Source organism: Malonomonas rubra DSM 5091 (assembly GCF_900142125.1).
Lineage (GTDB): Bacteria > Desulfobacterota > Desulfuromonadia > Desulfuromonadales > Geopsychrobacteraceae > Malonomonas > Malonomonas rubra.
The window spans coordinates 226,750-252,796 of sequence record NZ_FQZT01000004.1 but is presented as its reverse complement, the minus strand read 5'-3'; the positions used below and the strand labels follow the sequence as shown (position 1 = coordinate 252,796).

The window sequence follows — 26,047 nt, the reverse complement described above, 5'->3', positions numbered from 1 at the left end:
CCTTCTATTTATTGCTCGAGAAAAATTTGACCATATTTTCTGCCACCTGCGGATTGCTGCCAAAATGCAAGTGGACATATGAGCCGAGTACGTTGTGAATACGATAGCCTTCGACACCGAGCTCGATCCCGCCACGTCGACTGAGACGGTAGCAGCGCTCAACAGATTCCGGCATCTCGACATCGGAATAGTGGAATTCATGGCCACGGGCCTGCGTTCCGGCCGGACCGAGGAGAGTATCGGCAAACAGTTCGACCTGACGATAACCGAGTGCCCGACGCCTGGAAAGCATCTTCGCCTGGGCGGGGAAAACGCCGCACATCTGCTGGCTGTCGATCGCTGCGCAGAGGTACATGAAACCGCCACACTCGGCGTAAATCGGCAATCCGCCCGCGGCCTGTTCCGCAATCTGCCTGCGTAGCGACTCGTTTTTCTCCAACGCCTCGGCGTGCAGTTCCGGGTAGCCACCACCGAGATACAGGCCGGCCAAATTTTCCGGCAACCCTGCATCGATCAGTGGAGAGAAAGGCACAAGCTCTGCCCCGGCCTGTTCCAGCAAGCGCAGATTCTCCGGGTAGTAGAAACAGAAGGCGCGGTCACGGGCGATGCCGATACGCAGCGTTTTTTCGCCGGCTGGCCGTGAAACTGGTGGCTTCAGATCAACCGAACTGCTGGCCAGCTTTTGCATCTGATCAAGATCGAGATGCTTCTGAACCCAATCAGCCAGTTTTTCACCATGGTCGCCAGACAGATCCTCCGCCGTCACCAGCCCCAGGTGTCGCTCCGGCAAAGCGATATCCTCCTGCCGTGGCAGGCAGCCGAGCAACGGTGGTAGCCCCGGTGTCGATTCGACCGCTTCCCGTAGCATTTGCGCATGACGTTCGCTGCCGACGCGGTTGGCGATCACCCCGGCAACATTCAGCTGCGAGTCGAACTCGATGAAACCTTTCACCACTGCGGCGAAGCTGCGCGCCTGTGACCGCGCATCGACCACCAGCAACACCGGCAAACCGAGCCATTTTGCTATCTGCGCGCTGCTGCCTTCTTCATCGGCACCACTGACCCCGTCGAACAGTCCCATCACGCCTTCGACAATGGCGATATCGGCACCTTCACAGCCGGTGGCAAAAGTTGCGCGAACCTGCTCCCGGCTGCAGAACCAGCTGTCGAGGTTATTCGAAGGACGCCCACAAACCGCAGCGTGATGGCCGGGGTCTATGTAGTCGGGACCGACCTTGAAGGGCGCAACGGTTGCGCCACTCCGCCGCAACGCCGCCATCAGGCCAAGGGTCAGGCTGGTTTTTCCGCTGCCGCTACTTGGCGCGGCGATCAGGAGTCCGGGAATCACTGCAAATTAACCATTCAACTTTTTGACGACAGCGATACCATCGGTGAAATACTCGATGATGTTATGGCAACCGTAGTCCTGTTCAATATGAAACATCCGCTCAAGGGGCGCGCCGATGGCATCAAGCAGGATGACCCGATTAACACCGCCATGACCAACGACGACGATCTCGCCTCCGGGGTGGGCGGTAATAATCCCTTTAATCGCCGGTCGCACACGCTCAGCCAGTTGCACCAGACTCTCTCCGCCGGGAGGGGCGACGTTGACGATGTCGTCGAGGCGCGCCTGCCACAGTTCCGGATAGTTTTTCTGTAGCTGCCCCCAGGTCTGCCCTTCCCAGTCGCCGATGTGCAGTTCGCGCAGCTCAGCTTTGAAAATCGGCTTCACTTCCTGCAGGATGGCAATCTGGTCAGCGGCTGTGCGACAGCGCAGCAGATCGCTGGAATAAATAGCAGTCAGCTTTTTGTGCTGAAAACGCCCGGCAAAAGCAGCCGACTGCTGCCGACCGAGATCGGTTAGCTGGACATCGCCCTGGCCATTGTAGCGTTTCTGTTCAAAACCTTCGACCTGCCCGTGTCGCAGCAGATGAATTCGCGTCGATTTCATATCACCCCCAGATTGTGAGAATCAGTAACAGGGAAAAAACTTCCGTCATTTCGGTCGCCGCACCCAGCACATCGCCGGTGACGCCACCGAGGCGGCGCTCAAAATAGTGCATCATCAGCGTTGTGAACACTAATAACAATGCGGCGAACACCACCCCTTTGAACGAGAACAGCAGCAACACTGCCAACAGAATGGTCAACCCGGCACGAAACAGCTCGCCGTTGCCGACATGATCGACAAACACGGAACCGGTACCACCTTCACGGCGGATGTAAGTCGAGCAGCGGGAGAGAAACACCTGGCTGAAGCGCCCAGCGGTCGGCATGAGCAGCAGCGCAGCGCTCTTCTGCTCCAGCGGGATATGGAACAAGCAGAGGTACTTAAGTAGCAGCAACATCACCAGACCAACCACGCCCATGGCGCCGACCCTGCTGTCTTTCATAATCCGCAAACTGGTTTCACGGTCGCGACTGGCAGCGAGCCCGTCGATCATATCGGCGATGCCATCGAGGTGCAGGGCACCTGTAGCCAGGATCAGCAGCAGAATCAGCAGGCAGTCGAGAACCGCACGCGGGATCAGTGGGCTGAGCAGCCCGTTGCTAACCACCAATCCCAGCCCCAGGAGCAGGCCGACCGCCGGGAACAAACCCATGCTGCGACCGAGCCGCCGGTTGTCCATCGCAACATTGTTCGCCACCGGGAAGATGGTCAAAAAAGCAATGGCGGTGCGAAAATCGTCCCAGCGCTGTTTCACTGATCAGCGCCTTCGGAAACACCTGCTTGGTCAAAAGTAAGGACATCGCGCAGCACTTGCAGACCAGCCTCAATCAGAGTCATGGCCACGGCCCCGCCGGTGCCTTCCCCGAGCCGCAGCCCAAGATCGAGCATCGGCTGCTGACCGATCTTATGCAGCATGTGATGGTGACCGATCTCCACTGATTTGTGGGCGGCAAAAATATAGTCACGCACGTTCGGGTGCAGTTCCGAGGCGATCAGGGCTCCGGCGGTCGAGATGAAACCATCGACCACCACCGGGATGCCTTCGGCAGCGCAACCGAGAATCAGTCCGGCGATGCCGCCGATTTCAAAACCACCGACTTTGGCCAAGACATCGACAGCGTCCTGCGGATTCGGTTGATTGACTTCCAAACCTTTGCTAATGGCGAGGATCTTGCGCGCCAGGCCTTCGTCGTCGATACCAGTGCCACGATGGGTCACCTGCTCGACCGGCAGCCGGCAGATACAGGCGGCAATCGCCGCCGATGGCGTGGTGTTGCCGATGCCCATGTCGCCAGTTCCGACCAGGTCGATGCCATCGGCTTTGGCCTGCCTTGCCATTTCCACCCCGGTCAGCAGGGCTTGAATCGCCTGTTCCTGCGTCATCGCCGGGCCCTCGGCAAAGTTAGCGGTGCCTTTGGCGATCTTGCGCTTGATCAAGCCATCCATATCTTCGAAATCGGTCGCCACCCCCATGTCGACTACCAACACCTCGGCTCCGGCATGGCGGGCGAGGGCATTGATCGAGGCGCCACCATCAACAAAGTTGAAGACCATCTGCGGGGTAACTTCCTGCGGAAAGGCGCTGACCCCTTCTGCTGTCACGCCGTGGTCACCGGCAAAGGTATAGACCCGCTTGCCAGCAACTTTGTCTTTGCCGGTGATAGCAACAAAACGGCTGCCAAACTCTTCAAGCCGGCCAAGGGAACCGACCGGTTTGGCCTGGCTGTCGAAACGGGCTTGAGCAGCGGCCAATTTTTCTTCACTGACTGGCTTGATCTGCTCGATGATATGCTGCAGTTCGATTTGTGACATTGAAATATTTTCTCCGAAAGCTATTTGAGTTTCACCGGCAATCCGGACACCACCATCCAGGCCTCGTCCGCTGCCGCGGCGAGGCGCTGGTTAACGATCCCGGCCAGATCGCGGAATTTACGTGCCATCCGGTTTTCCGGCACGATCCCGCTGCCGAGTTCGTTCGAGACAAGATAAAGAGGCTCTTCCAGTTGCCAGGCCATCTCGATAAAACGATCGACCTCGGCCAGCACCGGTCCCTGCTTTTCTTCGAAATGAAAGAACAGGTTGGTGATCCAGAGGGTGACGCAGTCGAGCAGCAGTGCTCCGTGGCCGGGCCCAGCATCGGGCAGCCGATCGCTCAGCCAGAGCTGCTCTTCGAGCAGCCGCCAACGCTCTCCGCGCGCCTGCTGATGCAATTCAATGCGCGCCAGCATCTCATCGTCATCAACGCGTGCCGGAGCGATGTAAAGCAGGTTACCAGCATGCCGCTCGGCCAGCTGCTGGGCATAGCTGCTCTTTCCCGAGCGGGAGCCACCGGTGACATAAATCATCTTCGCCATGACAATCTCTCTGACTTCGGCAAACGCAAAAACCCCGGCACCAACTTGGCACCGGGGTCATAGACTGCTCGACTCCGGCACCTCTCCCGCGAAAGGGCTACGGTCAATATCCGGGCAGGTCTCCTGGCTTGTGGGTCGCCTTACTGGTCAGCCCTTCCCGACTCAAAAGAGCCAGTGGCCTGCTGACGGTCATCACCACTTACAGTTGCGGGGCAGCGAGGGATTTTCACCCTCTTCCCTATTCTCCCGTCCGGTTTCAACGGGCACCCGAATAGTTTACTCGATAAAATATGTTGCGTTTGTAACAGAGCCGCGAAAAAAAAGCAATTTGTCTACAAGGGATTGGTGGGCCTGACGAGATCGCGCTATTTATGCTTATGCCTCCAAAGCATCTTCAATCCGTTCCCAGATATCATCTTTGCCTTCTTTGGTCAAAGCGGAGAACAGGCTGAACACATCACTCGGCAGGCCAGTAGTTGTAGCAATTTCCTTGATCTGCTTATCGCGCTGGCCACGTTTAAGCTTGTCGATTTTTGTAATGACCGGAATGGTCGGCACCTCGAACTCTTCCAGCCAGTCGAGCATCTGGATATCCTCTTCGCGCGGGGTGCGGCGAATGTCGAGGATGAAGATGACCGCCTTGAGGCATTCACGCCGTTCCAGGTAGGTCCGCATCATCGGGCCCCAGGCTTTTTTCACACTCAGCGGCACCTTGGCGAAACCGTAACCGGGCAGGTCTACCAGCGAAAAACTGCCCTGGTTGATATCGAAAAAGTTGAGCAACTGGGTACGTCCAGGGGTCGATGAGGTTCGCACCAGGTTTTTGCGGTTGACCAGCACGTTGATCAGTGAACTTTTACCGACGTTACTGCGACCGGCAAAAGCAATCTCGGCAAGCTCCGGTGGAGGGTAGTTGCCGGGGTTGGTCGCACTCTTGATAAATTCTGCAGAGGAAATTTTCATACTCAATAGGTTTCCGTAAAAAAAGAAAAAACAGTCCGTGCAGAATAGTCGACCTGATCGTTGTTTGACAATCAATGTTTTTCCGGACGGAAATTTTACAAATGAATGAGATAAGATAAGCTTTGTTTTGATTGATTTGTTAATAGGAAAAATTCTTTGCACTTTACAAATAGATGAGTATAATTGTCATCTATTTTGCTTGACTTTGACTTATCACTGACCCAACGATGGAGGTTTCCGATGCTTTCTGAAAAACTGCTTAACGCAATCAACGATCAGATCAATTTCGAAATCCATTCCGCCCTCATCTACAAAGCGATGCAGGCGTATTTTGAATCTGAAGACCTGCCCGGGATGGCCAACTGGATGGACGTCCAGTTCCAGGAAGAGATGTCCCATGCCGAGAAAATGTTTCACTTCGTCTGTGAAGCAGGCGGCCGGGTAAAAATGCTGGCAATGGAAGAACCTTGCAACGACTACAGCTCCCCGCTGGACGCATTTGAAAAAGCCTTGGCTCACGAAAAGATCGTCACCGGCCGGATCAACAACCTGATGGACATCGCTATCGACGAGCGTAATCACGCCGCACAGATCTTCCTGCAGTGGTTTGTCACCGAACAGGTTGAAGAAGAAGCCAGCGCGGGCTATATTATTGCGCAATTAAATCGTATACAAGAAGACGGTCGTGGGCTTATGATGCTGGACAAGGATTTGGGTTCACGTACTTTTGAACCAATTGCTGCAGAATGATCATTTAATCCAACGAGAGAAGGAGGAACAACCTGATGCTTAGTGAGATCGATGTAAAAAATGCTTTACTCCGCTCGGTGCAAACCGAGAAAAACGCCATGAATTTCTACCAGATTGCTGCCAAGCAGATGAAAAACGCTGACGCGATCAAAACCTTCGAACTGCTGGCCAAGGAAGAGCGCGAGCACGCCAAGCACTTCTTTGACAAGTGCGACTGCGCCGCCGAGCTGGGCGATTTTGAGACCTTTATCGCTCAAGATCCGGACAAAAACGACGAGTGGCTGTCTGATCTGGACAAAGCCCTGTTGGCCAACTTCAACGACCAGAAGGCAATGGAACTGGCGATGGAAAAAGAAAAACGCCTGGAAGAAAGCCTGCGCGAAATGGCCGCTAAAATCGAAGATCCGGAAGTACGTGCCGTCTTTGAAGAGAACGCCAAGTCGACTAATCATCACTGGCAGCTGATCGAGTCCGAGTATGCCCGCATCATGGGCATGCCTCACGAGACCGATATCGATACATTCGTTCGCGAATAACAATCGGTTTAAAATTTAGGACAAAGAAAAAGCCCCGCAACGATGTTGCGGGGCTTTTTTTCGACCAACCGGAGCGTTCTTTCGCCGGGATCAGAACGGTGAATAGGTGCTGCTCAGCCCGAAGATCTCCGGGTAGACCACCAGGATTCCTAAAACCAGGACCTGAATAACGATAAATGGCAAAACTCCCCGATAGATATGCATCGTTCTAACCTCCGGAGGGGCCACCCCCTTCAGATAAAACAGGCTGAATCCGAACGGCGGTGTCAGGAACGATGTCTGCAAGTTCATCGCGACCAGAATCGCGTACCAGACGGGATTGATACCCAGGTTAGCAGCGATCGGGGCAAGAATCGGCACAACGATGTAGGAAATTTCGACAAAATCGATAAAAAAGCCCAGCGCCATGATCAGCAGCATCGAGAGGATCAAAAAGCCCCACTTTTCTCCGGGCAGGCCCATCATGAAATCTTCAACGATATAGTCACCGCCGGTATAGGTGAAAACCATCGAGAACGCGGTCGCACCGACCAGGATGGCGAAAACCATCGCGGTAATCTTGGTTGTTTCCAGGGCGCTGTCCCAGACCATCCGCACCGACAGCTGCTTGTACATCGCGGCAAGAATGATCGAACCGACCCCGCCAATCGCCGAGGATTCTGTCGGCGTCGCGATGCCGAACAGGATTGAGCCAAGGACCAGAACAATCAGTACCAGCGGTGGCACGATTGCCCGCAGAGCAGTAAAGATCTGTTGCTTTTTCGTACCGTGCGAATCGTCGAGCCGAATCGGAGGAGCAATATCCTTTTTAATATAGGCCACTACCAGGATATAGATGACGTAGAACAGAACCAGTGACAACCCTGGCCAGAAAGCTGCCTTGAACAGATCGCCAACCGGCTCCTGAAAAACGTCTCCAAGGATGATCAGAACGATCGAGGGCGGAATAATCTGCCCCAGGGTCCCTGCAGCACAGATCGACCCGGTCGCCAGCTGCTTGTCATAGTTGTACTTGAGCATAACCGGCAGCGAGATAACTCCCATCGCCACGACACTGGCTCCGACAACCCCCGTAGAGGCCGCCAGCAAAGCCCCGACCAGGACTGTTGAGATAGCGATCCCGCCACGTATTTCGCCGAACAGAAAACCCATCGATTCGAGTAGTCGCTCGGCCAGCTTAGACTTCTGCAGTACAATCCCCATAAAAATAAACAGGGGAATCGCCATCAGGATGGTGTTGTTCATAACCGACCAGATACGGTGCGGCATCATGGCAAAAATACTCTGCCCCTCGGCAAACAGGCCGAAAATAACTGCTGCACCGCCAAAGGTGAAAGCGACCGGAAATCCGACCAAAAGCAACAGCAGGCAGACAGCAAACATTACTAAACCAATCATTACGCCAACGTCCTTTTATCAATAAATAGTGTCTTCACTATTTGTTTGCAAAGTCAGGATCAAAGCACATCGTCTTCGACATGGTGCTCCGGGGGCATTTCCAATCCACGGAAAATACGGATATTCCGGACCACGAAACCAGCTGCGGAAATCACCAGAAAAACAAAGGAGAGTGGAATCACCGCCTTGATCAAGTAACGGTGGGTCAGCCCGCCAGGATCGCCGCTGATTTCGTTCATCGTATAAGCCTCGTGAACAAACCAAGTTGAACCATTGATAATCAGCACCGCAAGGGGGATCAAAAAGATCAGCGTACCGGCAATATTTACCAGGGCCTTGGCTTTGGGTGAAAACTTGTCATAGAGAACGTCAACGCGGACGTGCCCCTCGGTTTTGAGCGCGTAGGAAATTCCGAAAAGGAAAACGACCGAAAAGATATGCCATTCAAGCTCCTGTAGCGCGATGGAACCGGAACGGAAAAAGTAGCGCATAATCGTATCGTAAAAAACGTTCGCCAGCATCAGAAGCATCAATGCTGCAGCGACGTAACCAACGTAATCGGAAAACCGATCTAAAACTCGTTCAGTTTTTAACAGCATAATCATCCTGCCGGAAAAAGGGAAAGCAGAAAGGCTCCCGCATAAAATGCCGGGAGCCTTTCCTGTGTGAGCAAAAGTATTACTCGAGGTTATCCTTCAAGTAGGCGTAATCAGAGATCTCGGTCCAACGACGTGCCTTTTTCATATAAGCGGTCTGGGCGTCATAGATCTTCTTGAAAACTGGATCCTTGGCTGCAGTTTCCTTGAGCAGCTTTTCGTTTTCTGCCTTCATCGCTGCAATAACATCTTTCGGGAAAGTCTTGATCTTTACGTTCGGATATTCCTTGGCGATCTTGTCCCAGTTTTCAGCGCTGTCATTGTAGGAACGGGCATACATGTCGTAGGCAGCATATTGCATGGCGATTTCTACAATCTTCTGCAGGTGCTTTGGCAGGGCGTCAAACTTCTTCTTGTTGACCATGAATTGCAGCTCGGTCGCAGGCTCATGCCAACCGGTGTAGTAGTAAGGAGTAATCTTGTGGAAGCCCATATTCAGATCGAGAGAGGGACCGACCCATTCCAGAGCATCGATGGTCCCACGGTCGAGAGCGGTGTAGAGCTCACCCGGTGCGATATTGGTGACAACAACACCCAGCTTCGACAGGACCTCACCGGCAAAACCAGGGATCCGCATCTTCAGACCTTTCAAGTCCTCAAGGCTGTTGATCTCTTTCTGGAACCAGCCACCCATCTGGTTGCTGGTATTACCGCCCGGGTAAGAATAGACACCGTGCTTGTCGTAAACTTCCTTCATCAGCTCCATGCCGCCGCCATAGTAGAACCAGGCATACTGTTCAGGAGCGATCATACCGAACGGCATGGTCGTGAAGAACATGGTATTAACATCCTTGCCCTTCCAATAATAAGATGCTGAGTGCCCCATCTCATACTGGCCGGCTTTGACCATATCAAGCACACCGAATGCAGCTTTATGCTTGTTTGACGAATCGATGCGGATTTCCATCTCGCCGTTCGACATCTCTTTGACCATGTCCGCCATTTTGATAACCGCATCACCAAAAATCGGGAAACCGGTTCCCCAGGTCTGAGCCAGCTTCCAGCGATACTTCGGTGCGGCATCAGCCTTGGTTACCAGTGTTCCAGTCAGTAGCAGCGAACAAATGGCCAAGGTGCACAGAGTCAGGCGAAAAATCGATTTCTTCATACAGCTCCTCCACGTCATTGTTAAGAAAGTGATGATAGAGACCAGAAACTAACACTTTTTTAGTATTAGATCTCAATTCTCCCTAGCAAACAGCCAGTTGTCAATGGCTCGAGAAAATATTCCCGTAAATCAGAGTAAACAATTTAAACCAGGATTATAAATAGCCAGAAGGGGATTATGATGAGTGGTCGATATGGCTGTTTGAGTGGCAATTTCAAAGAATTATAGCTCTAGTTTGGCCTTCAGCTGTCTCAGGTAACGTCGGCTGACCGGTATTTTTGCGTTGCGGAAAGTTATGATTTCGGCTAACCCGTTTTCAAGCATTTTTATCTGATCGATTTTTGCCGGGTTGATCAGGTATTTCCGGTGGCAACGCAGCAGCTCGGTTTTCTCCTCCAGTGCTTTCAACGTCAGCTCGGTAAAATACATTCCTTCCGGGCTCACCACATGAATCCCGGCAAGGTCAGAAAACGCAAACTCAACATCACCTGTCGCTATTAATTTGACCCGGTTGGATTGTTGACAAGGAATCTGCTTCAGAGAATCGACCTCGTAACTGGGAACCTGGCCTCGCCTGATCGTTTCCCGTAACTTGGCAACCGTTTTGTCCATTCGCTCCCGGGAAACCGGTTTCAGCAGGTAGTCGAGGGTCTTTTCCTCAAAGGCCTTAAGGGCATGTTCATCGTAAGCCGTCACAAAAACAACGTGCGGCATCAAGTCAGCTTCGATCATCGCCAGAAGCTCAAAGCCATTTATTTGAGGCATTTCAATATCGAGGAACAGAAGTTCGGGGCGTTTTTCCTTGATCTGTTTCAAGGCGTCCAACGCGTTAAAGCACACCCCGACGAGCTCAAAAGCACCGGTTTCTTCCAGCAAAAGCTGAAGCTCTTCACAAGCCAGTTCCTCATCATCAACAATCAGCGCTCGAATCATCAAATTGCCCTTTGTCTTGAGGAATCGTGACCCTAATCAGGGTCTTCTCCTGCGGCACACATTCGACCGACAGTCCGGCCTCGTTTCCATAAAGATTTTTCACCCGTTTATCTACGAGTTTCATTCCCAGCCCCTGGGATTCGAGCGGTTTACAGTAGCAGCCAGCGTTATCTTCAACCTCGATCAAAGCAAGCCGTCCTTGCTGATAAGCTCTCACCCAGATATACCCCTGATCGAGCAGGCTGGCAACTCCATGCTTGACAGCATTTTCTATTAACGGCTGCAGGGTAAAGGCCGGCACCCTCAATCCCTTCAGCTGCGGATCGATCTCCATCTCAACAACCAGACGTTTGCCAAAACGCGCTTTTTCTATTTCCAGGTAGGCACCGCTGTGAGCGATTTCCTCTTCCAATGTCACAGTATCACTGGTCCGCTTCAAGTTTGTACGGAAGAAGTTTGAAAGTTCCAGCAGCAAGTCACGAGCCCTGTCCGAGTCTTTGCGAACAACAGCGCGTATTGTATTGAGCGCATTGAATAAAAAATGTGGATTGACCTGCGCCTGGATCAGCTTCAACTCCGATCGGACCAAGAGCGATTTCTGTTCCTCATACCGCGATCTCAGCAACTGATGCGAATAAAGAGTTGCCAGGCCTTCCCCGAAAGAGCGGTTGATACTGAGAAACAGCTTGGTTTTCGGCTCGTACAGGCTGATGGTACCCACCACCTCCTGATCCATCTGCAGTGGAACCACCAGGACAGACCCGATCGGGCAATCATCGGTTAAAGGGCACTGGAAATGATCTTCATAACCATTAGCGAAAACAACTTTATTTTCACTCAAGGCCAGCTGTGACCATTTCGTGACAACCGGGTTTCCCGGGCGATGGTGATCATCACCGATACCGGCGAATGCGAGAATTTTTTCCCGGTCGGTTATCGCCACGGCTCCGACCCCTGTCTCCTGCCGAATAATCTCGACCATTTCTTTGGCAGATTCAGAACTGAAGCCGCGGCTCAATATCCCCAGTGTCCTGTCAGCGACGGTAAAGGCCTTGGAAGAGAACATTGCCCCGACCTTATCCCTTACCCGTTTCTGGTCCCTAACCATGCTGATAAACAAGGCTGCGCCAACCGAGTTGGCCAGAATCATCGGCAAAGCAATCATCTCCACCAGTGCAAGGGCGTCGGAAAAGGGGCGGGACAAAAGCAGAATCAAAACCATCTGGGTCACTTCGGCAACAAAGGTCGCGCCGAAGGCGATAGCCGGCTGAAAAACCTGTTCAGGGTTGTTTTTCTTCATCAGCCATAAGTGGATCAAACCGCCGATGAGGCCTTCAGTTGTCGTCGAGATGCCGCAGGAAAAAGCAGTGAAACCGCCAAGAGAGAAACGATGAATCCCTGCCGTCAAACCAACAGAAACGCCAAGAGCTGGGCCACCAATCAACCCTGCCAGCACAGCTCCAATCGCGCGCGTATTGGCAATGGCTCCCTGAATCGGCAAGCCGGTATAGGTTCCCAGAATCGAAAACAGGGTAAAGGTAAAATACAGGATCAGTTTCTCGCGGTTACGCAAGCGCTCACCGGTCAGATAATTCATCGCCGGCGATTTACTGAAAAGATAGGCGATGACGACAATCATCGCCATCTGCTGCAACAGTTCAAAGATTAACGGCATAATCCCTCGACCTGTAAAAAACTTATAACCCAGACGGTTTCACAGTGAACACGAAGAAAGTCAAATAAATCAGAGCGACTCTGTATCTTCGTGGTCAGCACCCAAGCTTTGATTTCATAAACCTTTTTTGGGTTATAGAACTGAAGAAAAAACAAGAAAGTGTTGGATTTCAAGCATAAAGGGATTTTCTTTTTGCGGCAAAAGATTCCTCTCCAGCGGTCGCTAACAACAGGTAAACGGCAGGAGATGAGGCAAAAGGAGGGTTTTAATCGTTTCTAGCCAGTTCGACAACAAAGGTCGCGCCGCCGCCGGGTGTCTCTTCAACCCATGCCGAACCTTCGTAAACACGGGCGATTTTAGCAACGGTCGCCAGGCCGATGCCGCTCCCCTGGTGTGCCCGGCTGCTACTGCCGCGACGAAACGGCTCAAAAACTTCCGCCATTTCATCCCGCGCGATACCGGGGCCATGATCGACCACACGATAACGCACGCGGCCCGGAAAGCTTTCGCCGCTAATTTCGATACGCGGGTCTTCAACCGCCGCATACTTTAAAGCATTCGCCAGCAGGTTGCGGAACAGATCGGTCAGTAGAGACTCAGGAATACGGACATTGGGAAGCGGCGAAATATCGACCTTTGCCTGGCGTTCAATGACTTTGTCTGCCAACTCCAGCATCACATCTTCAGCCACCCGGGTCACATCGACCTTTTGCACCGGGTTTTTCAACTGACCGACTCGCGCCAATGTCAGCAGGTCTTCCAGCAGCGCTTTCATCCGGGTCGCGGTTTTTTTAATCTCCGACAAAGCTTCGCGACCGATCTCATCCAGCTGATCGACACTACGCTCTTCCAGCAACTCAGCAAAGCCGATCAGCGGAGTCAGTGGTGAGCGCAGGTCATGAGAAACCGTGGAAACAAAAGCATCCAGTTCGCCGTTAGCCTGCTGCAGGCGGCGTTCGGCCGCTTTACGTTCGGTAATATCACGGAAAACTCCCAGCTTATGGGTTGGATTCTGTGCCATCGGGAACGGCGAATGAACAATTTCATAAATCTTGCCGGTGTTTTCCAGCTCACGCTCACGGAACTCAACTCCACCGGAAAGGACATCTGTAATCGGGCAGTCTTCGCAGACAAGAGATGAATTATGCAATGCCCGATGGCAGACTTGGCCGGTAATATCACCGTAAATATCGCGCAAAGCACGGTTGATGAAGGTAATGCGGAACTCGGCATCGCAGATGTAAACCGGGTCGACCATGCCATCAAGAACGGAGTGCAGGGCAGCCTTTTCCAGTTCAAGTTCACGGGTGCGATCTTCGACCTCACTACGCAAACTGTTCTCCAGCTGTTTCAACCGGCTGATATCAACAAAGGCCTCAATGCCACCGATGACTGTCCCCGTCTTGTTCCGTAGCAAGTCGACATTTTTGGTCAGCTGAATAGTACGACCGTCTTTGTGCTGAACTGAGCAGTTAATGCCGATAACCGGCTTTTCTGTATCTTCGGCGTAAAGCCCACACTTGTCTTTGCAGGGAATACCTTCAAGAAATGAGCAATGCCTGCCGACCGCTTCAGCTGAGCTGTAGCCGGTAATCCGCTCGGCTTCTGTATTCCAATAGACAACCTGAAAGTCGGTATCGACCAGAAAAAGTCCAGTCGGGATGGTTTGCAGCAGGGTTTCCAGGGGATATTCGGCCAGCAGGCGGTGAAAATCCGATTTCATTTCAGCCTCAGGGAACAGCAATAAGAAAACATTATCAGACTATAACATTCACTTAAGTTGCGAGCAAAACTTTTCCTCCATCATGCCCGTCCCAGGACAGCAACCTGAATGTCACCGGATCCAGCCCCTTGCAGCACGCTACTGCAAGCGCGCAGAGTCGAACCTGTTGTCATCACATCATCAACGAGAAGAACCCTTTCCCCTGACAGGTTGCGCGTCACGCGAAAAGCACCCTGTAAGTTTCTCTGCCTTTCCGAAGCTGATAAATCATGTTGCGCGATGGTTTCAACCTGCTTGACCAGCAGTCCGTTTTCTACCGGCGCAGCCAGTCTCTTGCCCAACTCCCGTCCCAGCAGAAGAGCTTGGTTAAAGCTGCGGTGGCGCAAACGTGCAGGCGACAAAGGGACGGGAACAATCAGGTCGAACTCGCAACCCGGCGGAATCACTGCAGCAAGTATTTCAGCCAGCGGTCTATCGAGTGACACCTGATTGTTAAACTTGAATTGATGAATCGCCTCGCGCAGGGATTTTTCATAGCGGCCGAGGGCGTGTACCTGGCTGAACGCAGGGGGATTCTGCAAACAACGGCTACAAAGATGAGAGCTGTTTGCACCTCCCCCAAAAGGAAGAGCACAGCAGCTGCAGCGCCCGGACGGCAAAACAAGAAAACCGGCTGAGCAGGAGCTGCAAAAAGGCTCCGCCCAACCGGCAGGAAAGGTTTGTTTACAGAGGGGACAGGCAGCAGGGAAGAGTTGCTGAAACAGCCAGCGAGCAAACTGCAGCATCCGTTCCCCCCAAATCCGTCAGTTCGAAGATTATCCGGCCAGCAGACTTTTTCCGGTCATCGCCGCGGGGACTTCGATGCCCAACAACTGCAGGATCGTCGGTGCCAGGTCAGCGAGAATACCATCGCGCAGCTTGGCATCTTTCTGCTCAGGGTCGATAAAGACAAAAGGAACCGGGTTGCTGGTATGGGCAGTATGTGCCCCTCCCTTGCCATCACTCATCTGCTCGCAGTTACCGTGATCAGCCGTAATCAGCATACGACCGTTTTTCTTCAGCATCGCTTCAACAACGCGCCCTAAACAGCTGTCGACCGTTTCGACCGCTTCGATGGCAGCAGCAAGCACGCCAGTATGGCCGACCATATCAGGGTTAGCAAAGTTGAGAATAATCAATTGATATTGATCCGATTCGATCCTTTTGACCACCTCGTCGGTCACTTCAACCGCACTCATCGCCGGCTTCTGATCGTAAGTGGCAACATCCTGGGGGGAAGGGATGAGGACCCGATCTTCACCTTCCCATGCCTCCTCGACACCACCGTTAAAAAAGAAGGTGACGTGGGCATATTTTTCCGTCTCCGCGATCCGAAGTTGCCGCAAACCGGCTTTGGAGATAACTTCTGCAAGGATATCTGGATAAGTCTCTGACGGAAACGCCACCGGCAGATCGAAGTTTTCATCATATTCTGTCAAACAGACATAATCGACCAACTGCGGAGTCTTGTTGCGCTTGAAGCCGCCGAAATCGGCGTCGGTCAAACTGCGGGTAATTTCACGTGCACGATCAGCGCGGAAATTAAAAAAGAGCACACCGTCGCCATCTTCGATGGTTCCACCGTCACCGATGACCCAAGGCTTGACAAACTCGTCGGTTTGCCCAGCAGCGTAAGCTGCCTCAATGGCCTGTGCCGAAGTTTCCGCCTGCTGACCAAAACCTTCAGTCAGAGCCTGGTAGGCCTGTTCAACCCGGTCCCAGCGGTTGTCCCGATCCATCGCCCAATAGCGCCCGGTCACAGTGGCAACGCGACCGAGGCCGATCTTTACCAATTCCTGCTCTAATTCAGCCAGATAGCCAGCGCCACTGCTGGGCGGGGTATCGCGGCCATCCATAAAGGCATGAACGCAAACATCCTTGACTCCCAGCTGTTTCGCCATGCGGATAAAAGCGTAGAGATGACTGTTGTGTGAGTGCACTCCGCCGTCGGAGAGCAGGCCAAGCAGATGCAGCTTGCCCTTGCTATCGACCAGCTTTCTGCAAAGCTCTTTCAGCACCGGATTTTCGTACAGGCTGCCGTCTTCAATCGCCAAACTGATCCGGGTCAAATCCTGATAAACAATCCGACCCGCCCCGATGTTGAGGTGACCGACCTCTGAGTTACCCATCTGCCCATCTGGCAGGCCAACATCGCGCCCGGAGGCACCGAGCCGACCATTCGGCCACTCGGCACGCAGGGCATCCATCGTAGGAGTCTTGGCCATACAGGCGGCGTTGTTGTCACAGCTGTTGCTGATCCCCCAACCATCCAGAATAACCAGTGCGACCGGTTGCTGTGCCACCCTTTAGGCCTCCCGTTGACCGTGCGGAATCGGCTGCGGGCTTTCGGCCACTTTGGCGTCCTGAATCTGCTTGCGCTCGGGCAGAACCAACGAGTCCCAAGCTTTGCAAACCGGGCAACGTCCCTGCCATGTGTCAAAGCGCTCGTTACATTCTTCACAAACGAAACCAAGACTCAGGTGGCTGTCAATGCCGAGAGCCTTCTGATACTCGACAACCGCTTGATCAATTTTATTGCGACGGCGATGAGCTTCCGCCAGCAGCAGATGTAACTTCGTGAAATCGATGCCGGTCGCTTCCAGGTCAGTGAGGTGTTGCAGCCCTTCATCAACCATTTCCAGGCGCAGACAAAGCCGGCCGAGATAAAGCTTAAGCAGCAGATCGTCTTTATCTTCCTGCATGCGGCTGCGGTAAAAAGAAAGCAGCGCCGCAGGATCTTCTGCACCGATGTAGACATCTTCCAAACGAGCCAGGAAAATGCTCTTCTTCAGAGCCTTGTAGCCATCCTGGTAAACCTTGATAGCATCGGAGGCGCGGTTCAGTTGGCGATAAGCATCACCCAGAGTTACACGGGCCGGGGTAAAGCTGGCATCCTGCTTGATCATATCGCGGCAGGCATCGACGACTTTTTCCGCCTCGCCACGATCCAGGTCAGCGCGTGCAACTTCGTAGCGCAATTGGGACATGATCTGCTTTTCGGCTACCGACTTAGCACCGGAGGAGGTCGCCTTGATGATTTTCTTCTGCAGTTCCAGCGCCTCGCTGTAACGACCCAGTTCGATATTCAGGTCGCGCAGGGCGCGCATCGCCTTACGGTTCTCGGCGTCACCTGCAAGCAGTTCTTTATAAACAGCCATCGCTTCTTCACGGCGGTCTTCATTCTGGAAAGTGCGCGCTAGTTTGAAGAGGATCTCCAGCCCTTTCGGATCAAGCTTGCGTGCCTTGTGCAGCAAATCGATGGCTTCCTGAGTATTGCCTTCCTGCTCAGCAACACTGGCCAATGCAAGGTAGCTATCAACCCGTTTCGGATCGCGATCGAGCGCCTTCTTCAGCAGCGTGCGAGCTTTCTTCAGATCGCCCGAGAGCAGACGGCCGACGCCACTGCGGTAAATGACGCCAATTTCTTCTGCTTTTTTCTGTTTGCGCCCGCCACGCCAAATTTTCGCCGTACTCGTCAGGGCACTGAAGATGTGGACACTGTTGCCGAGCAACAGGCCGATCAGCAGGATAAGCACCAACATAATCGAGGTCGGCAGGGTAAAACTCTGCTCACTGGTTAGAAAGACCGTAACCTCTCCCGGATTGATCCCCCAGAAATACAGGAATCCGGCAGCAAACGCGATAAACAGAAACATGAACAATGCAACTACAATCATGGTCATCTCCAGGCTGCTAAATTAAACAAGGAACAGAAAACTCACTCTCCAAATTTTTCTACTTCCGATTTGCAATCAACACAATAACGAGAGAATGGCCGCACCTCCATCCTCCGCGGTGAAATTTCTTCTTCACAACGAGCACAAAGCCCGTAAACCCCCTGATCGATCCGCTCCAACGCCGCATCGATATCGCGCACACGCCCACGTTGAGCTTCACTCAAGTTCATCAATACTTCCTGATTATAGCTGTTAGACGACATATCGCCAATATCAGGAACACCATCTTTTCCCAGCGACTGGGATGCTTCATAAGACTTATCCGCTTCAGTCAAAAGTTCTTCCCGCATTTTCAACAGGTTATTGCGGATTTCCTGCAACTGTTCTTCTTCCATCTAGGGTCAAGCCTCCTGCTATTTCTAATCTGCACTAACGGTTGTGATAAGGTTCGTTGCGTAAAATCGTACTGCTGCGATAGAGCTGCTCCAGCAGAAATATCCTTGCCATCTGGTGGGTAAAAGTCATTTTTGAGAGGGAGAGCAGCTGATCGGCACGTTGCCGCAGACGAGGGTCGAGACCGTAGGGCCCGCCGATAACCAGACACCAGTCTCTCCCTCCGTGCAGCATTTCATCACCAAGCTTTTCCGCCAGCTGTTCCGAACCGAACTGCCGACCTCGCTCATCCAGCACCAGCAAAAATGACTGTGGCGGGACCTTTTCCAGAATGCGATCGCCTTCGCGTTTCAGCAACCCGGAAACATCCCCCTTACGCCCCCCTTTTTCTTCCTTCAGCTCAACGATTTCCAGCGGGAAATAACGCTGCAGCCGTCCAGCATATTCATCAGCGGCCTGACGCTGCCAGGCTTCGGCCAGCTTGCCGACACAGATCAGCCGCAGTTTCACTTAAGCCTCGGTCCGCTCCAGCTCAATTTCAGGAGCCTCGCTCCAGAGACCTTCCAAGTCGTAAAATTCGCGGACCGGTTCCTGGAAAACATGCACCATGAACTCGCCATAATCGAGCAGCACCCAGCGCCCCTGATCCATCCCTTCGATCGCCAGCGGCAACTCCTGGTAGGTGTTTTTAAATTCCAGCTTAATATTTTCTGCAATCGCCTGAACTTGACGATCGGAACGGCCGGAAACCAGGAGCAGGTAATCGGTCAAAGAGGAAAGCTCGGAAACTTCAAACAGTTTCAGGTTGAACCCTTTTTTATCAAGCGCATATTCAACCGCTTGCAGTACTGCTTCTTTAGCTTGCAAAATCAATCCTTCTGGTACAATCCGTGTCGCCGGATATACTCATTAACTGCCGGCGGAATAAAAGCATCCACATCACGCCCGTCAATCAGCTTTTGACGAACGTCCGTGGAGGAAACATCACGGCAGGTATGTGTTATTGAAATAATCGAAAATCCGTCTCTATGTCGCAGATTTTCGGATTCGGCATCATAGCAGAAGCAGTTTGCGATATCAACTGGCAGAAGTTCTCTGAGGGAACCGGAAAAGCCGGGCCTGGCGGTCACTATCAAGTGCGCCAGACTAAAGATTTTCTGGTACTCTTTCCAGCTGCCGATATCCTGAAAGGAATCAAGCCCCATGATGAAATAAAACTGATGTTCAGGGTACTGCTGGCACAGCTGCTGCAAAGTCTCGACCGAGTAGCTGGTTCCTCCGCGCTGGCCCTCCAGATCACTGGCAAAAAAGTGGGGGGTTTCGGCAACCGCAGCCTCCACCATCGCCAACCGATCCGCGAAAGAAACCTCATCAGCCAGCTGCTTGTGCGGGGGACGGCAGGTCGGCATAAACCAGACCTGGTCCAAGCCGCAGCACCGCAACACTTCCTCGGCGATATGCAGGTGCCCGTTATGAATCGGGTTGAAAGTACCGCCGAGGATACCGATTTTCATTTCCTGCTCAGCTCCGAATCTGGCCGCTACCGAGGACCACAAACTTACGGGTCGTCAAATCCTCCAGCCCCATCGGTCCAAACGAATGCAGCTTAGTGGTCGAGATGCCGATTTCGGCGCCGAGACCAAGCTGGTTACCGTCTGAAAAGCGGGAAGAGGCATTAACCATCACCACACTCGAGTTGATTTCTTTCAGGAAACGCTGCGACAGCTCATAATCATTGGTCACGATCACTTCAGTGTGCAGAGAGCCGTAAGTTTCGATGTGCTCTTTCGCCTGCTCAAAGCTCTCGACGACACGCACCGCCAGAATCAGCTCCAGATACTCAGCCGGCCAATCTTCCTCGGTAGCCGCCACCAGGTCAGGGACGATCTGCAGCGATTTCTCGCAGCCACGCAGCTCGACGCCCTCTTTGCGCATCGCAGCAGTAATTTGAGGCAGGAATTCTGCGGCGATATCTTGATGAATCAGCAAGGTCTCCATGGCGTTGCAGACGCCGGGCCGCTGGACCTTTTCGTTGATGCAGATATCTTCCGCCATCTGCAGGTCAGCAGCCTTGTCGACATAAGTGTGACAAACCCCCTTGTAGTGTTTGATCACTGGAATACGGGAATTTTCAGAAACGAAACGGATCAGTCCTTCACCGCCGCGCGGAATGATCAGATCGATCTGGTCTTCCAGCTTGAGCAGTTCCGTCACCGCGTTGCGATCGCTGGTCGTCACTACCTGCAGCGCAGCTTTCGGCAGGCCCATCTCCTGCATTGCCTGCTGCAAGATGCTGCCGATGGCGGTGTTGGAGTGGATCGCTTCAGAGCCGCCGCGCAACACAACTGCGTTACCGCTCTTCAGGCACAAGCCCGCCGCATCGGCGGTAACGTTGGGGCGCGACTCGTAGATGATGCCAATGACGCCGAGAGGAATCCGCTGGCGACCAACCTGGATGCCGTTGGGCCGCAGCCACATACCGGTGACCTCACCGACCGGATCGGGCAACGCAGCCACTTCGCGCAGGCCGTCAGCCATGCCCTTGATCCGCTCCGGGGTCAGAGCCAAGCGGTCGACCATCGCTGCTGCCATTCCTTTTTCGCGGGCAGCCTGCAAATCCTTCTCGTTCTCCCGCTGCAGCTCGCTTTCGGCCGTCTCCAGCGCCGTTGCCATTTTCAACAGCAGCTCGTTCTTCACTCCGGAGGAGAGCACCGCCATCTTCCGCGAGGCTTTCTGCGCCTCGATCGCCAACGCCAACATCTCTTCAGCAATCGCCATCAATCCGACTCCTCTTCATTTTCAATGGTCAGCACCAGGTCGTCCCGACAGACCACTTCATCACGATATTTATAGCCGAGAATCGTCGCGATCTCGGAACACTGCTTGCCCATAATCTGCAGGGTTTCCGCCAGCGAGTAAGCGATCACGCCCCGAGCGAACTCATTGCCGTCACGATCGCAGAGGCGTACAGCGTCGCCGCGCTCGAAACCTCCATCAACACCACAGATGCCGGACGGCAGCAAACTTTTCCCACGCTCAATCACCGCCTTGCGACCGCCGTCGTCGATCAGCAATTTGCCGCGCGGCTTTTTCGAAAACGCGATCCAGTGCTTCTTTGCCGTCAGTTTTGACTGTGCTGGCAAAAAGTAGGTGCCGACATCCTCGCCATCGAACACCTGTTGCAGCACATGCGGGGTGCGTCCGTTAACGATCAGGGTGCCGACACCACTGAGCGCAGCCCTTTTCGCTGCTTTCAGTTTGGTCGCCATGCCGCCAGTGCCAAGCGAACCACGCGTCGTCCCACCCATCGCCTCGATTCGCGGCGTGACCCGCTCAACAACAGGGATCAGTTCGGCATTCGGGTTCTCTGCCGGGTTGCTGTCATAGAGGCCGTCAACATCAGAGAGGATGATCAGCATATCGGCCTCGATCAATGACGTCACCAGTGCCGAAAGGTTATCGTTGTCGCCAAAGCGAATCTCCTCAACGACAACGGTATCGTTCTCATTGACCACCGGAGTGACACCGTATTCGAGCAGGGTCATCATGGTGTTGCGCGCGTTGAGATAACGACGCCGGTTCGACAGGTCGTCGCGGGTCAGCAGGACCTGGGCAACGTTATAGCCGTGCGTGTTGAAGGTCTCTTTGTATTCACGGATAATCCGCGTCTGACCGATAGCTGCGGCCGCCTGTTTCTGCGGGATCGTCTGCGGTCGACCGTTGATGCCGAGCTGTCCTTTACCTGCAGCAACCGCACCGGAGGAGACCAGAATCACCTCGAGGCCGCGATCCAGCAACTCGCAGACATCTTTAGAGATCGAAGCAACCCGGGCCTCATCCAGACCATCGACGGTGGAGATAACCCCGCTGCCGATCTTCACGACAACCCGTTTTACGTGGGAGAGCAAAGCTTTGCGCATATTCCCTCAAAATTTAAATAGATTTGATAACAAACGGCAAAAGCCTAGTCGCTGCTATCTTCACTGTCAAGCGGTGCGGGCACCTGCTCTTCGCGACGCCGATCCAACTCCTCGCCAACAGCGTGAACCAATTCTTTCAGCCCTTCGCCAGTAACTGCGGAAATCTGAAAAACCGGGTAGCCGAGCGACTCGAAATGCATCGTCATCTCCTGCGCCAGTTCTTTGGCCTCAGGAACATCCATTTTCGTCAGAACCACCATCTGCGGCTTTTGCGACAGGCTGTCATCGTAATTCGTCAGCTCGTTGTTGAGCATCTGAAAATTTTCGAAGGGATCACCTTCCTGCATGCAGGTCAGATCGACCAGATGCAGGAACAGATCGGTCCGTTCGACATGGCGCAGAAAACGCGTCCCCAAACCGTGCCCCTCACTGGCCCCCTCGATCAGGCCTGGAATGTCGGCCATGACCATGGTCTTGTAGCCGCCATAGGGAACCACGCCGAGGTTCGGCACCAGGGTAGTGAAGGGATAATCGGCCACTTTAGGCTTGGCTTTGGAAACCGAAGAGATCAGGGTCGATTTGCCCGCGTTCGGCAGTCCGACCAGGCCGACATCGGCCAGCAGCTTCAACTCAAGTCGCAGCGACTTTGCCTCCCCCTCAATTCCCGGTTGAGCATGACGCGGTGCCCGGTTGGTGCTGGTGGCGAAACGAGCGTTGCCACGACCGCCCTGACCACCAGCGAGAAACAGAATTCGTTCTCCCGGTTCAGTCAAATCGGTCAACAGTTCGTCGGTTTCATCATCATAAACCAGGGTTCCTGGCGGTACCCGCAACTCGAGCGACTCACCGTTTTTGCCATGCATGGTTTTGCCCAGCCCCGGCATACCGTTCTTGGCCTTGTAGTGATGCATGTAACGGTAATCGAGCAGGGTGCTCAGCGCGGAGTCGACAACGAAATAGACGTCACCCCCCTTGCCGCCGTCCCCCCCGTCGGGGCCGCCCTTGGGGATAAACTTTTCCCGCCGAAAGGAGACGCAACCTCGACCACCGTCGCCCGCTTTGACTTCAATTCTGACCTGATCTACGAACTTCATTTTCTCTTCTATCTGACAAGGGGGAAAAGCCCCCCTCACCCTAACCCTCCGCCCTGGGGAGAGGAAATTATTTACCACCTTAGCGCGAAACGGTTTTCCAGTTGTCGCGCTAAGGGTGTTTGTCGCCCGGATGGCGACAACAAGCTCCAGGGATGGATTTACGCGACCCTTTGCGGGATAACCGGAAAACCGTCAATCACCACCGTAGGAAACAGAAAAACCCGGCAGTCTACTGACTGTCGGGTTTCTCCGGTTGTTTCTTTGGATCCGCTTTAGTCAGCGTAAACGCTGATCTGCTTGCGACCCTTCGCCTTGGTTTCGAACTTGACGACGCCGTCAACCAGAGCGAACAGAGTGTAGTCCTTACCACAACCGACGTTGTTGCCGGGGTGGAAGGTGGTGCCACGCTGGCGAACCAGAATGGAACCGGCGGTTACTTCCTGACCGCCAAACCGCTTGACCCCGAGGCGCTTACCAGCGCTATCGCGGCCGTTCTTGGAACTACCGGCAGCTTTCTTATGAGCCATGAGAGAGCCTCCTTAAGCTTCGATTGCCGCGACTTTAAGTCGGGTAATAGGTTGACGGTGGCCGTATTTTTTACGATACCCTTGGCGCCGCTTGGATTTGAAGACAAGGATCTTCTTGTCTTTTTCCTGGGCAACGATCTGTGCCTTAACCTTGGCACCTGGTACGAGAGGTGTTCCGAGTTTTACCTCTGCGCCACCGACCATGAGGACTTGATCGATTTCGACAGTCTCACCGACTGCGCCTTCGATCTTTTCGACCTTGAGAAGGTCGCCTTCGGAAACTTTGTACTGTTTTCCTCCGGTCTTGATCACCGCATACATGTTGCTACTCCTATCAACGAATTAAACAATCTGCAGACGCACCTATAGCGCTGCGACGGAGCAATATAACCGCAGCTCGCAATACTGTCAACTGTTTTTCACCCAGAATCAATCAGTTCAGCGAATCTTCGGTTTCAACATTGGTCGCCGGATCATACTGATAGAGATCGTCAATCACATCCACAACCTGCAAAGTCACCGCTCCATCAACTTTGAATCGCGGCGACAATAAAGTCACCTTGCCGTCGGCACCAGTCGAACCGCTTGCCGAAGCGTTTACCGTTCCACTCCAGACAACCGAAACCGTCGCCCCTTCAACCGGCTGGCCGAGAGAATTCAGGATGGTCACCAAGCCGCTCACCTGATAATTACGTCCCCGCATAGTCTTGCTCAGCGTGATATCGGCCACCCCCATAGTGACACCAGCGTCATACACCGTCACATCTTTCGTCACGCTGTTGACGTCACCACCATCATCGGCCACTGTCAGTGTCACGGTATAGGTTCCGGGAAACAGATAAGCATGCACCGGGCTGTTCTCGCTGGAAACTGTGCCGTCACCGAAATTCCAACTCCAGGCAACAATTAATCCGTCCGAGTCCTGACTTTGATCGGCAAAAGCAACCTGCAGGCCATCGGCTGTAAAGCTGAAATCGGCCTGCGGTGGAAAATTGTCCGGTTCGGAACCGGCAACGGCAGCCACCGCTGCTGCAGCATCAAGCAGTCCGTTGCCGAACAGGTCATCCCGCCCGGATGTGCCGATATCCTCCGCTGTCGCCTCAAGCAGGCTGCGTAGTTCGGCATTGCCGATGGCTGGAGCGAGCCCCTTCACCAGTGCTGCCACTCCGGCGACGTGCGGCGCCGCCATCGAGGTTCCGACGAAGAAATAGTACCCTTCGGACGTTCCGCTGAAAGTGTTCTGCAGAATCATGTCGTCGTAACCGTCACCATTGTAGTCACCGCTGTCTCCACCCGGCGCAGCGATATCGATGGTCGAACCGTAATTGGAGTAAGACGCCAGGGTGTCCTGCGAGGTCGTTGCGCTGACCGACAGGCAAACATCGTAAGCAGCCGGGTAGGAAGGTGCAGAGGTTGCCTCATTCCCCGCCGCAACGACCAACAGAACCCCGTTGTTCCAGGCGTACTCACAGGCATCCTGCAAAACCTGCAGAGACACCGGGCCACCCAAACTCAGGTTGATGATATCGGCCCCCTGATCCGCCGCCCAGACAATGCCATCAGCGATATCATCGTAAGTACCGCTGCCACGATTATTCAGCACTTTGACCGGAAGAATGCTCGACTGATGGGCAATTCCAGCTACGCCGATGCCGTTATTCGTAGCCTGGGCGATGGTTCCGCAGACATGCGAACCGTGCCCCTCGTCATCAGTCGGATCGGTGTCCTGGTTGACAAAATCATAACCGGGCAGAAAAACGGTTTGAGCCAGATCCGCCAGCGATTGCCGCACACCGGTGTCGATCACCGCGACCACCGCACCGGCTCCGTCGGCAAGTTCCCACGCCGACCCCATCCCAATCCGCTGCATGTGCCACTGGTAACCATAATAGGGGTCGTTCGGCACCACTGAACTGGCATAGGCATAGGCATTCTGCTCGGCATAAACAACACCTGGAATGGCCCGCAACGACTTCAGTACCGCCTGCGGACGACCATGCTTGAACACAGAAAATGCTCCCGGGTGCAAACTGTCACGTTTCTTTTCCAACCCGAACCGCTTCTGCACCCCCTGTTTCTCAGTGATAGAGAGATCAGCTGCAAACTTGACAATGATTTCATCAGCGACCCGCTCCGGGCCACGCAGTCCTCTTTCCTGCCCTGCCGATGCAACCAGCGGCAACAGCAGTAGCAACAGCAACAACGCACGCTTCAACATAAACAACACCTCTTTTTCATTTCGATTATGACGATTCCTCGCTCGCGATCAGCAGAGAATCAGGATGGAACCTTGTGCAGAGTCCTGAGAGCTAAACATAGTTTTCCCGTCATCGCATCTTGCCAAGCC

General features: G+C 53.7%; 27 protein-coding genes, 1 pseudogene and 1 riboswitch. Of the genes and pseudogenes, 2 read left to right on the top strand and 26 right to left on the bottom strand.

From position 1 onward, the window contains the following. Positions 1-4 precede the first annotated feature (4 nt). From BUB13_RS07890 to yihA, 6 genes are all read right to left on the bottom strand, one after another. The gene (locus tag BUB13_RS07890; protein WP_279625975.1) at positions 5-1,348 is read right to left on the bottom strand and encodes a cobyrinic acid a,c-diamide synthase CobB; all 1,344 of its coding nucleotides are present in this window, start codon (positions 1,346-1,348) and stop codon (positions 5-7) included. 6 nt (positions 1,349-1,354) lie between these two features. Next, a complete protein-coding gene (gene cobC, locus BUB13_RS07885) occupies positions 1,355-1,954 on the bottom strand; it encodes an alpha-ribazole phosphatase (protein ID WP_072907601.1) in 600 nt (199 codons plus the stop codon). A gap of 1 nt (position 1,955) precedes the next feature. Beyond that, the gene (gene cobS, locus BUB13_RS07880; protein WP_072907599.1) at positions 1,956-2,708 is read right to left on the bottom strand and encodes an adenosylcobinamide-GDP ribazoletransferase; all 753 of its coding nucleotides are present in this window, start codon (positions 2,706-2,708) and stop codon (positions 1,956-1,958) included. Next, positions 2,705-3,766, bottom strand: coding sequence for a nicotinate-nucleotide--dimethylbenzimidazole phosphoribosyltransferase (gene cobT / locus BUB13_RS07875; protein ID WP_072907587.1), 1,062 nt, complete (start codon positions 3,764-3,766; stop codon positions 2,705-2,707). The genes cobS and cobT overlap by 4 nt, the downstream gene beginning before the upstream one ends. A 20-nt stretch (positions 3,767-3,786) precedes the next feature. Continuing rightward, on the bottom strand, positions 3,787-4,308 hold the full coding sequence (gene cobU / locus BUB13_RS07870; RefSeq protein ID WP_072907585.1) for a bifunctional adenosylcobinamide kinase/adenosylcobinamide-phosphate guanylyltransferase: 522 nt from the start codon (positions 4,306-4,308) through the stop codon (positions 3,787-3,789). Between the two features lie 96 nt (positions 4,309-4,404). Next, positions 4,405-4,594: riboswitch (cobalamin riboswitch) on the bottom strand. A gap of 89 nt (positions 4,595-4,683) precedes the next feature. Further along, positions 4,684-5,271, bottom strand: a complete 588-nt coding sequence (gene yihA / locus BUB13_RS07865) for a ribosome biogenesis GTP-binding protein YihA/YsxC (RefSeq protein ID WP_072907583.1) — start codon at positions 5,269-5,271, stop codon at positions 4,684-4,686. A gap of 240 nt (positions 5,272-5,511) precedes the next feature. On the opposite strand from yihA, the gene BUB13_RS07860 reads away from it, so the two are divergent. Together BUB13_RS07860 and BUB13_RS07855 are read left to right on the top strand one after the other, a co-directional pair. Next, positions 5,512-6,021, top strand: coding sequence for a ferritin (locus tag BUB13_RS07860; protein WP_072907581.1), 510 nt, complete (start codon positions 5,512-5,514; stop codon positions 6,019-6,021). Positions 6,022-6,056: 35 nt separating this feature from the next. Next, a complete protein-coding gene (locus BUB13_RS07855) occupies positions 6,057-6,557 on the top strand; it encodes a ferritin-like domain-containing protein (protein WP_072907579.1) in 501 nt (166 codons plus the stop codon). Between the two features lie 90 nt (positions 6,558-6,647). On the opposite strand, the gene BUB13_RS07850 is transcribed toward BUB13_RS07855, so the two are convergent. The 20 genes and pseudogenes from BUB13_RS07850 to BUB13_RS07760 form a co-directional block, all read right to left on the bottom strand. Continuing rightward, positions 6,648-7,955, bottom strand: a complete 1,308-nt coding sequence (locus BUB13_RS07850) for a TRAP transporter large permease (RefSeq protein ID WP_072907577.1) — start codon at positions 7,953-7,955, stop codon at positions 6,648-6,650. A 59-nt stretch (positions 7,956-8,014) separates the two neighbouring features. Next, on the bottom strand, positions 8,015-8,554 hold the full coding sequence (locus tag BUB13_RS07845; RefSeq protein ID WP_084091876.1) for a TRAP transporter small permease subunit: 540 nt from the start codon (positions 8,552-8,554) through the stop codon (positions 8,015-8,017). 79 nt (positions 8,555-8,633) lie between these two features. After that, positions 8,634-9,719 (bottom strand): TRAP transporter substrate-binding protein, encoded by a 1,086-nt coding sequence (locus BUB13_RS07840; protein WP_072907575.1) that lies wholly within the window; start codon positions 9,717-9,719, stop codon positions 8,634-8,636. Between the two features lie 222 nt (positions 9,720-9,941). Then, positions 9,942-10,652 (bottom strand): two-component system response regulator BtsR, encoded by a 711-nt coding sequence (gene btsR, locus BUB13_RS07835; RefSeq protein WP_072907573.1) that lies wholly within the window; start codon positions 10,650-10,652, stop codon positions 9,942-9,944. Next, a complete protein-coding gene (locus BUB13_RS07830) occupies positions 10,630-12,327 on the bottom strand; it encodes a sensor histidine kinase (RefSeq protein ID WP_072907572.1) in 1,698 nt (565 codons plus the stop codon). The genes btsR and BUB13_RS07830 overlap by 23 nt, the downstream gene beginning before the upstream one ends. A gap of 265 nt (positions 12,328-12,592) precedes the next feature. Then, positions 12,593-14,050 (bottom strand): PAS domain S-box protein, encoded by a 1,458-nt coding sequence (locus BUB13_RS07825; RefSeq protein WP_072907571.1) that lies wholly within the window; start codon positions 14,048-14,050, stop codon positions 12,593-12,595. 80 nt (positions 14,051-14,130) lie between these two features. Continuing rightward, positions 14,131-14,631, bottom strand: coding sequence for a ComF family protein (locus tag BUB13_RS07820; RefSeq protein ID WP_161947631.1), 501 nt, complete (start codon positions 14,629-14,631; stop codon positions 14,131-14,133). 9 nt (positions 14,632-14,640) lie between these two features. Beyond that, positions 14,641-14,835 (bottom strand): annotated as a pseudogene (locus BUB13_RS19510) (double zinc ribbon domain-containing protein); the annotation flags it as partial. Between the two features lie 30 nt (positions 14,836-14,865). Further along, positions 14,866-16,392, bottom strand: coding sequence for a 2,3-bisphosphoglycerate-independent phosphoglycerate mutase (gene gpmI / locus BUB13_RS07815; RefSeq protein WP_072907567.1), 1,527 nt, complete (start codon positions 16,390-16,392; stop codon positions 14,866-14,868). A 3-nt stretch (positions 16,393-16,395) separates the two neighbouring features. Next, positions 16,396-17,766 carry a tetratricopeptide repeat protein gene (locus BUB13_RS07810; protein WP_072907564.1) on the bottom strand — a complete coding sequence of 457 codons (1,371 nt, stop codon included), beginning with the start codon at positions 17,764-17,766 and terminating at the stop codon, positions 16,396-16,398. Positions 17,767-17,807: 41 nt separating this feature from the next. Further along, complete coding sequence (locus tag BUB13_RS07805) at positions 17,808-18,161, bottom strand: TraR/DksA family transcriptional regulator (protein ID WP_072907562.1); 354 nt, start codon at positions 18,159-18,161, stop codon at positions 17,808-17,810. 34 nt (positions 18,162-18,195) lie between these two features. Beyond that, a complete protein-coding gene (rlmH, locus tag BUB13_RS07800) occupies positions 18,196-18,669 on the bottom strand; it encodes a 23S rRNA (pseudouridine(1915)-N(3))-methyltransferase RlmH (RefSeq protein ID WP_072907560.1) in 474 nt (157 codons plus the stop codon). Then, a complete protein-coding gene (gene rsfS, locus BUB13_RS07795) occupies positions 18,670-19,026 on the bottom strand; it encodes a ribosome silencing factor (protein WP_084091866.1) in 357 nt (118 codons plus the stop codon). Positions 19,027-19,028: 2 nt separating this feature from the next. Further along, on the bottom strand, positions 19,029-19,673 hold the full coding sequence (gene nadD / locus BUB13_RS07790; RefSeq protein ID WP_072907556.1) for a nicotinate-nucleotide adenylyltransferase: 645 nt from the start codon (positions 19,671-19,673) through the stop codon (positions 19,029-19,031). A 7-nt stretch (positions 19,674-19,680) separates the two neighbouring features. After that, a complete protein-coding gene (locus BUB13_RS07785; protein ID WP_072907554.1) occupies positions 19,681-20,937 on the bottom strand; it encodes a glutamate-5-semialdehyde dehydrogenase in 1,257 nt (418 codons plus the stop codon). Further along, complete coding sequence (proB, locus tag BUB13_RS07780) at positions 20,937-22,079, bottom strand: glutamate 5-kinase (protein WP_072907552.1); 1,143 nt, start codon at positions 22,077-22,079, stop codon at positions 20,937-20,939. Before proB ends, BUB13_RS07785 begins: the two co-directional genes overlap by 1 nt. 44 nt (positions 22,080-22,123) lie before the next feature. After that, positions 22,124-23,173 (bottom strand): GTPase ObgE, encoded by a 1,050-nt coding sequence (gene obgE / locus BUB13_RS07775; RefSeq protein WP_072907550.1) that lies wholly within the window; start codon positions 23,171-23,173, stop codon positions 22,124-22,126. 272 nt (positions 23,174-23,445) lie between these two features. Further along, entirely contained in the window at positions 23,446-23,700 is a 255-nt protein-coding gene (gene rpmA / locus BUB13_RS07770) for a 50S ribosomal protein L27 (protein ID WP_072907548.1), read from the bottom strand. Between the two features lie 12 nt (positions 23,701-23,712). Further along, positions 23,713-24,021: a 50S ribosomal protein L21 gene (gene rplU / locus BUB13_RS07765; protein ID WP_072907546.1), complete on the bottom strand. Its 309-nt coding sequence runs from the start codon at positions 24,019-24,021 to the stop codon at positions 23,713-23,715. Positions 24,022-24,133: 112 nt separating this feature from the next. After that, positions 24,134-25,918, bottom strand: a complete 1,785-nt coding sequence (locus BUB13_RS07760; RefSeq protein WP_072907544.1) for a S8 family serine peptidase — start codon at positions 25,916-25,918, stop codon at positions 24,134-24,136. Positions 25,919-26,047: the final 129 nt, after the last annotated feature.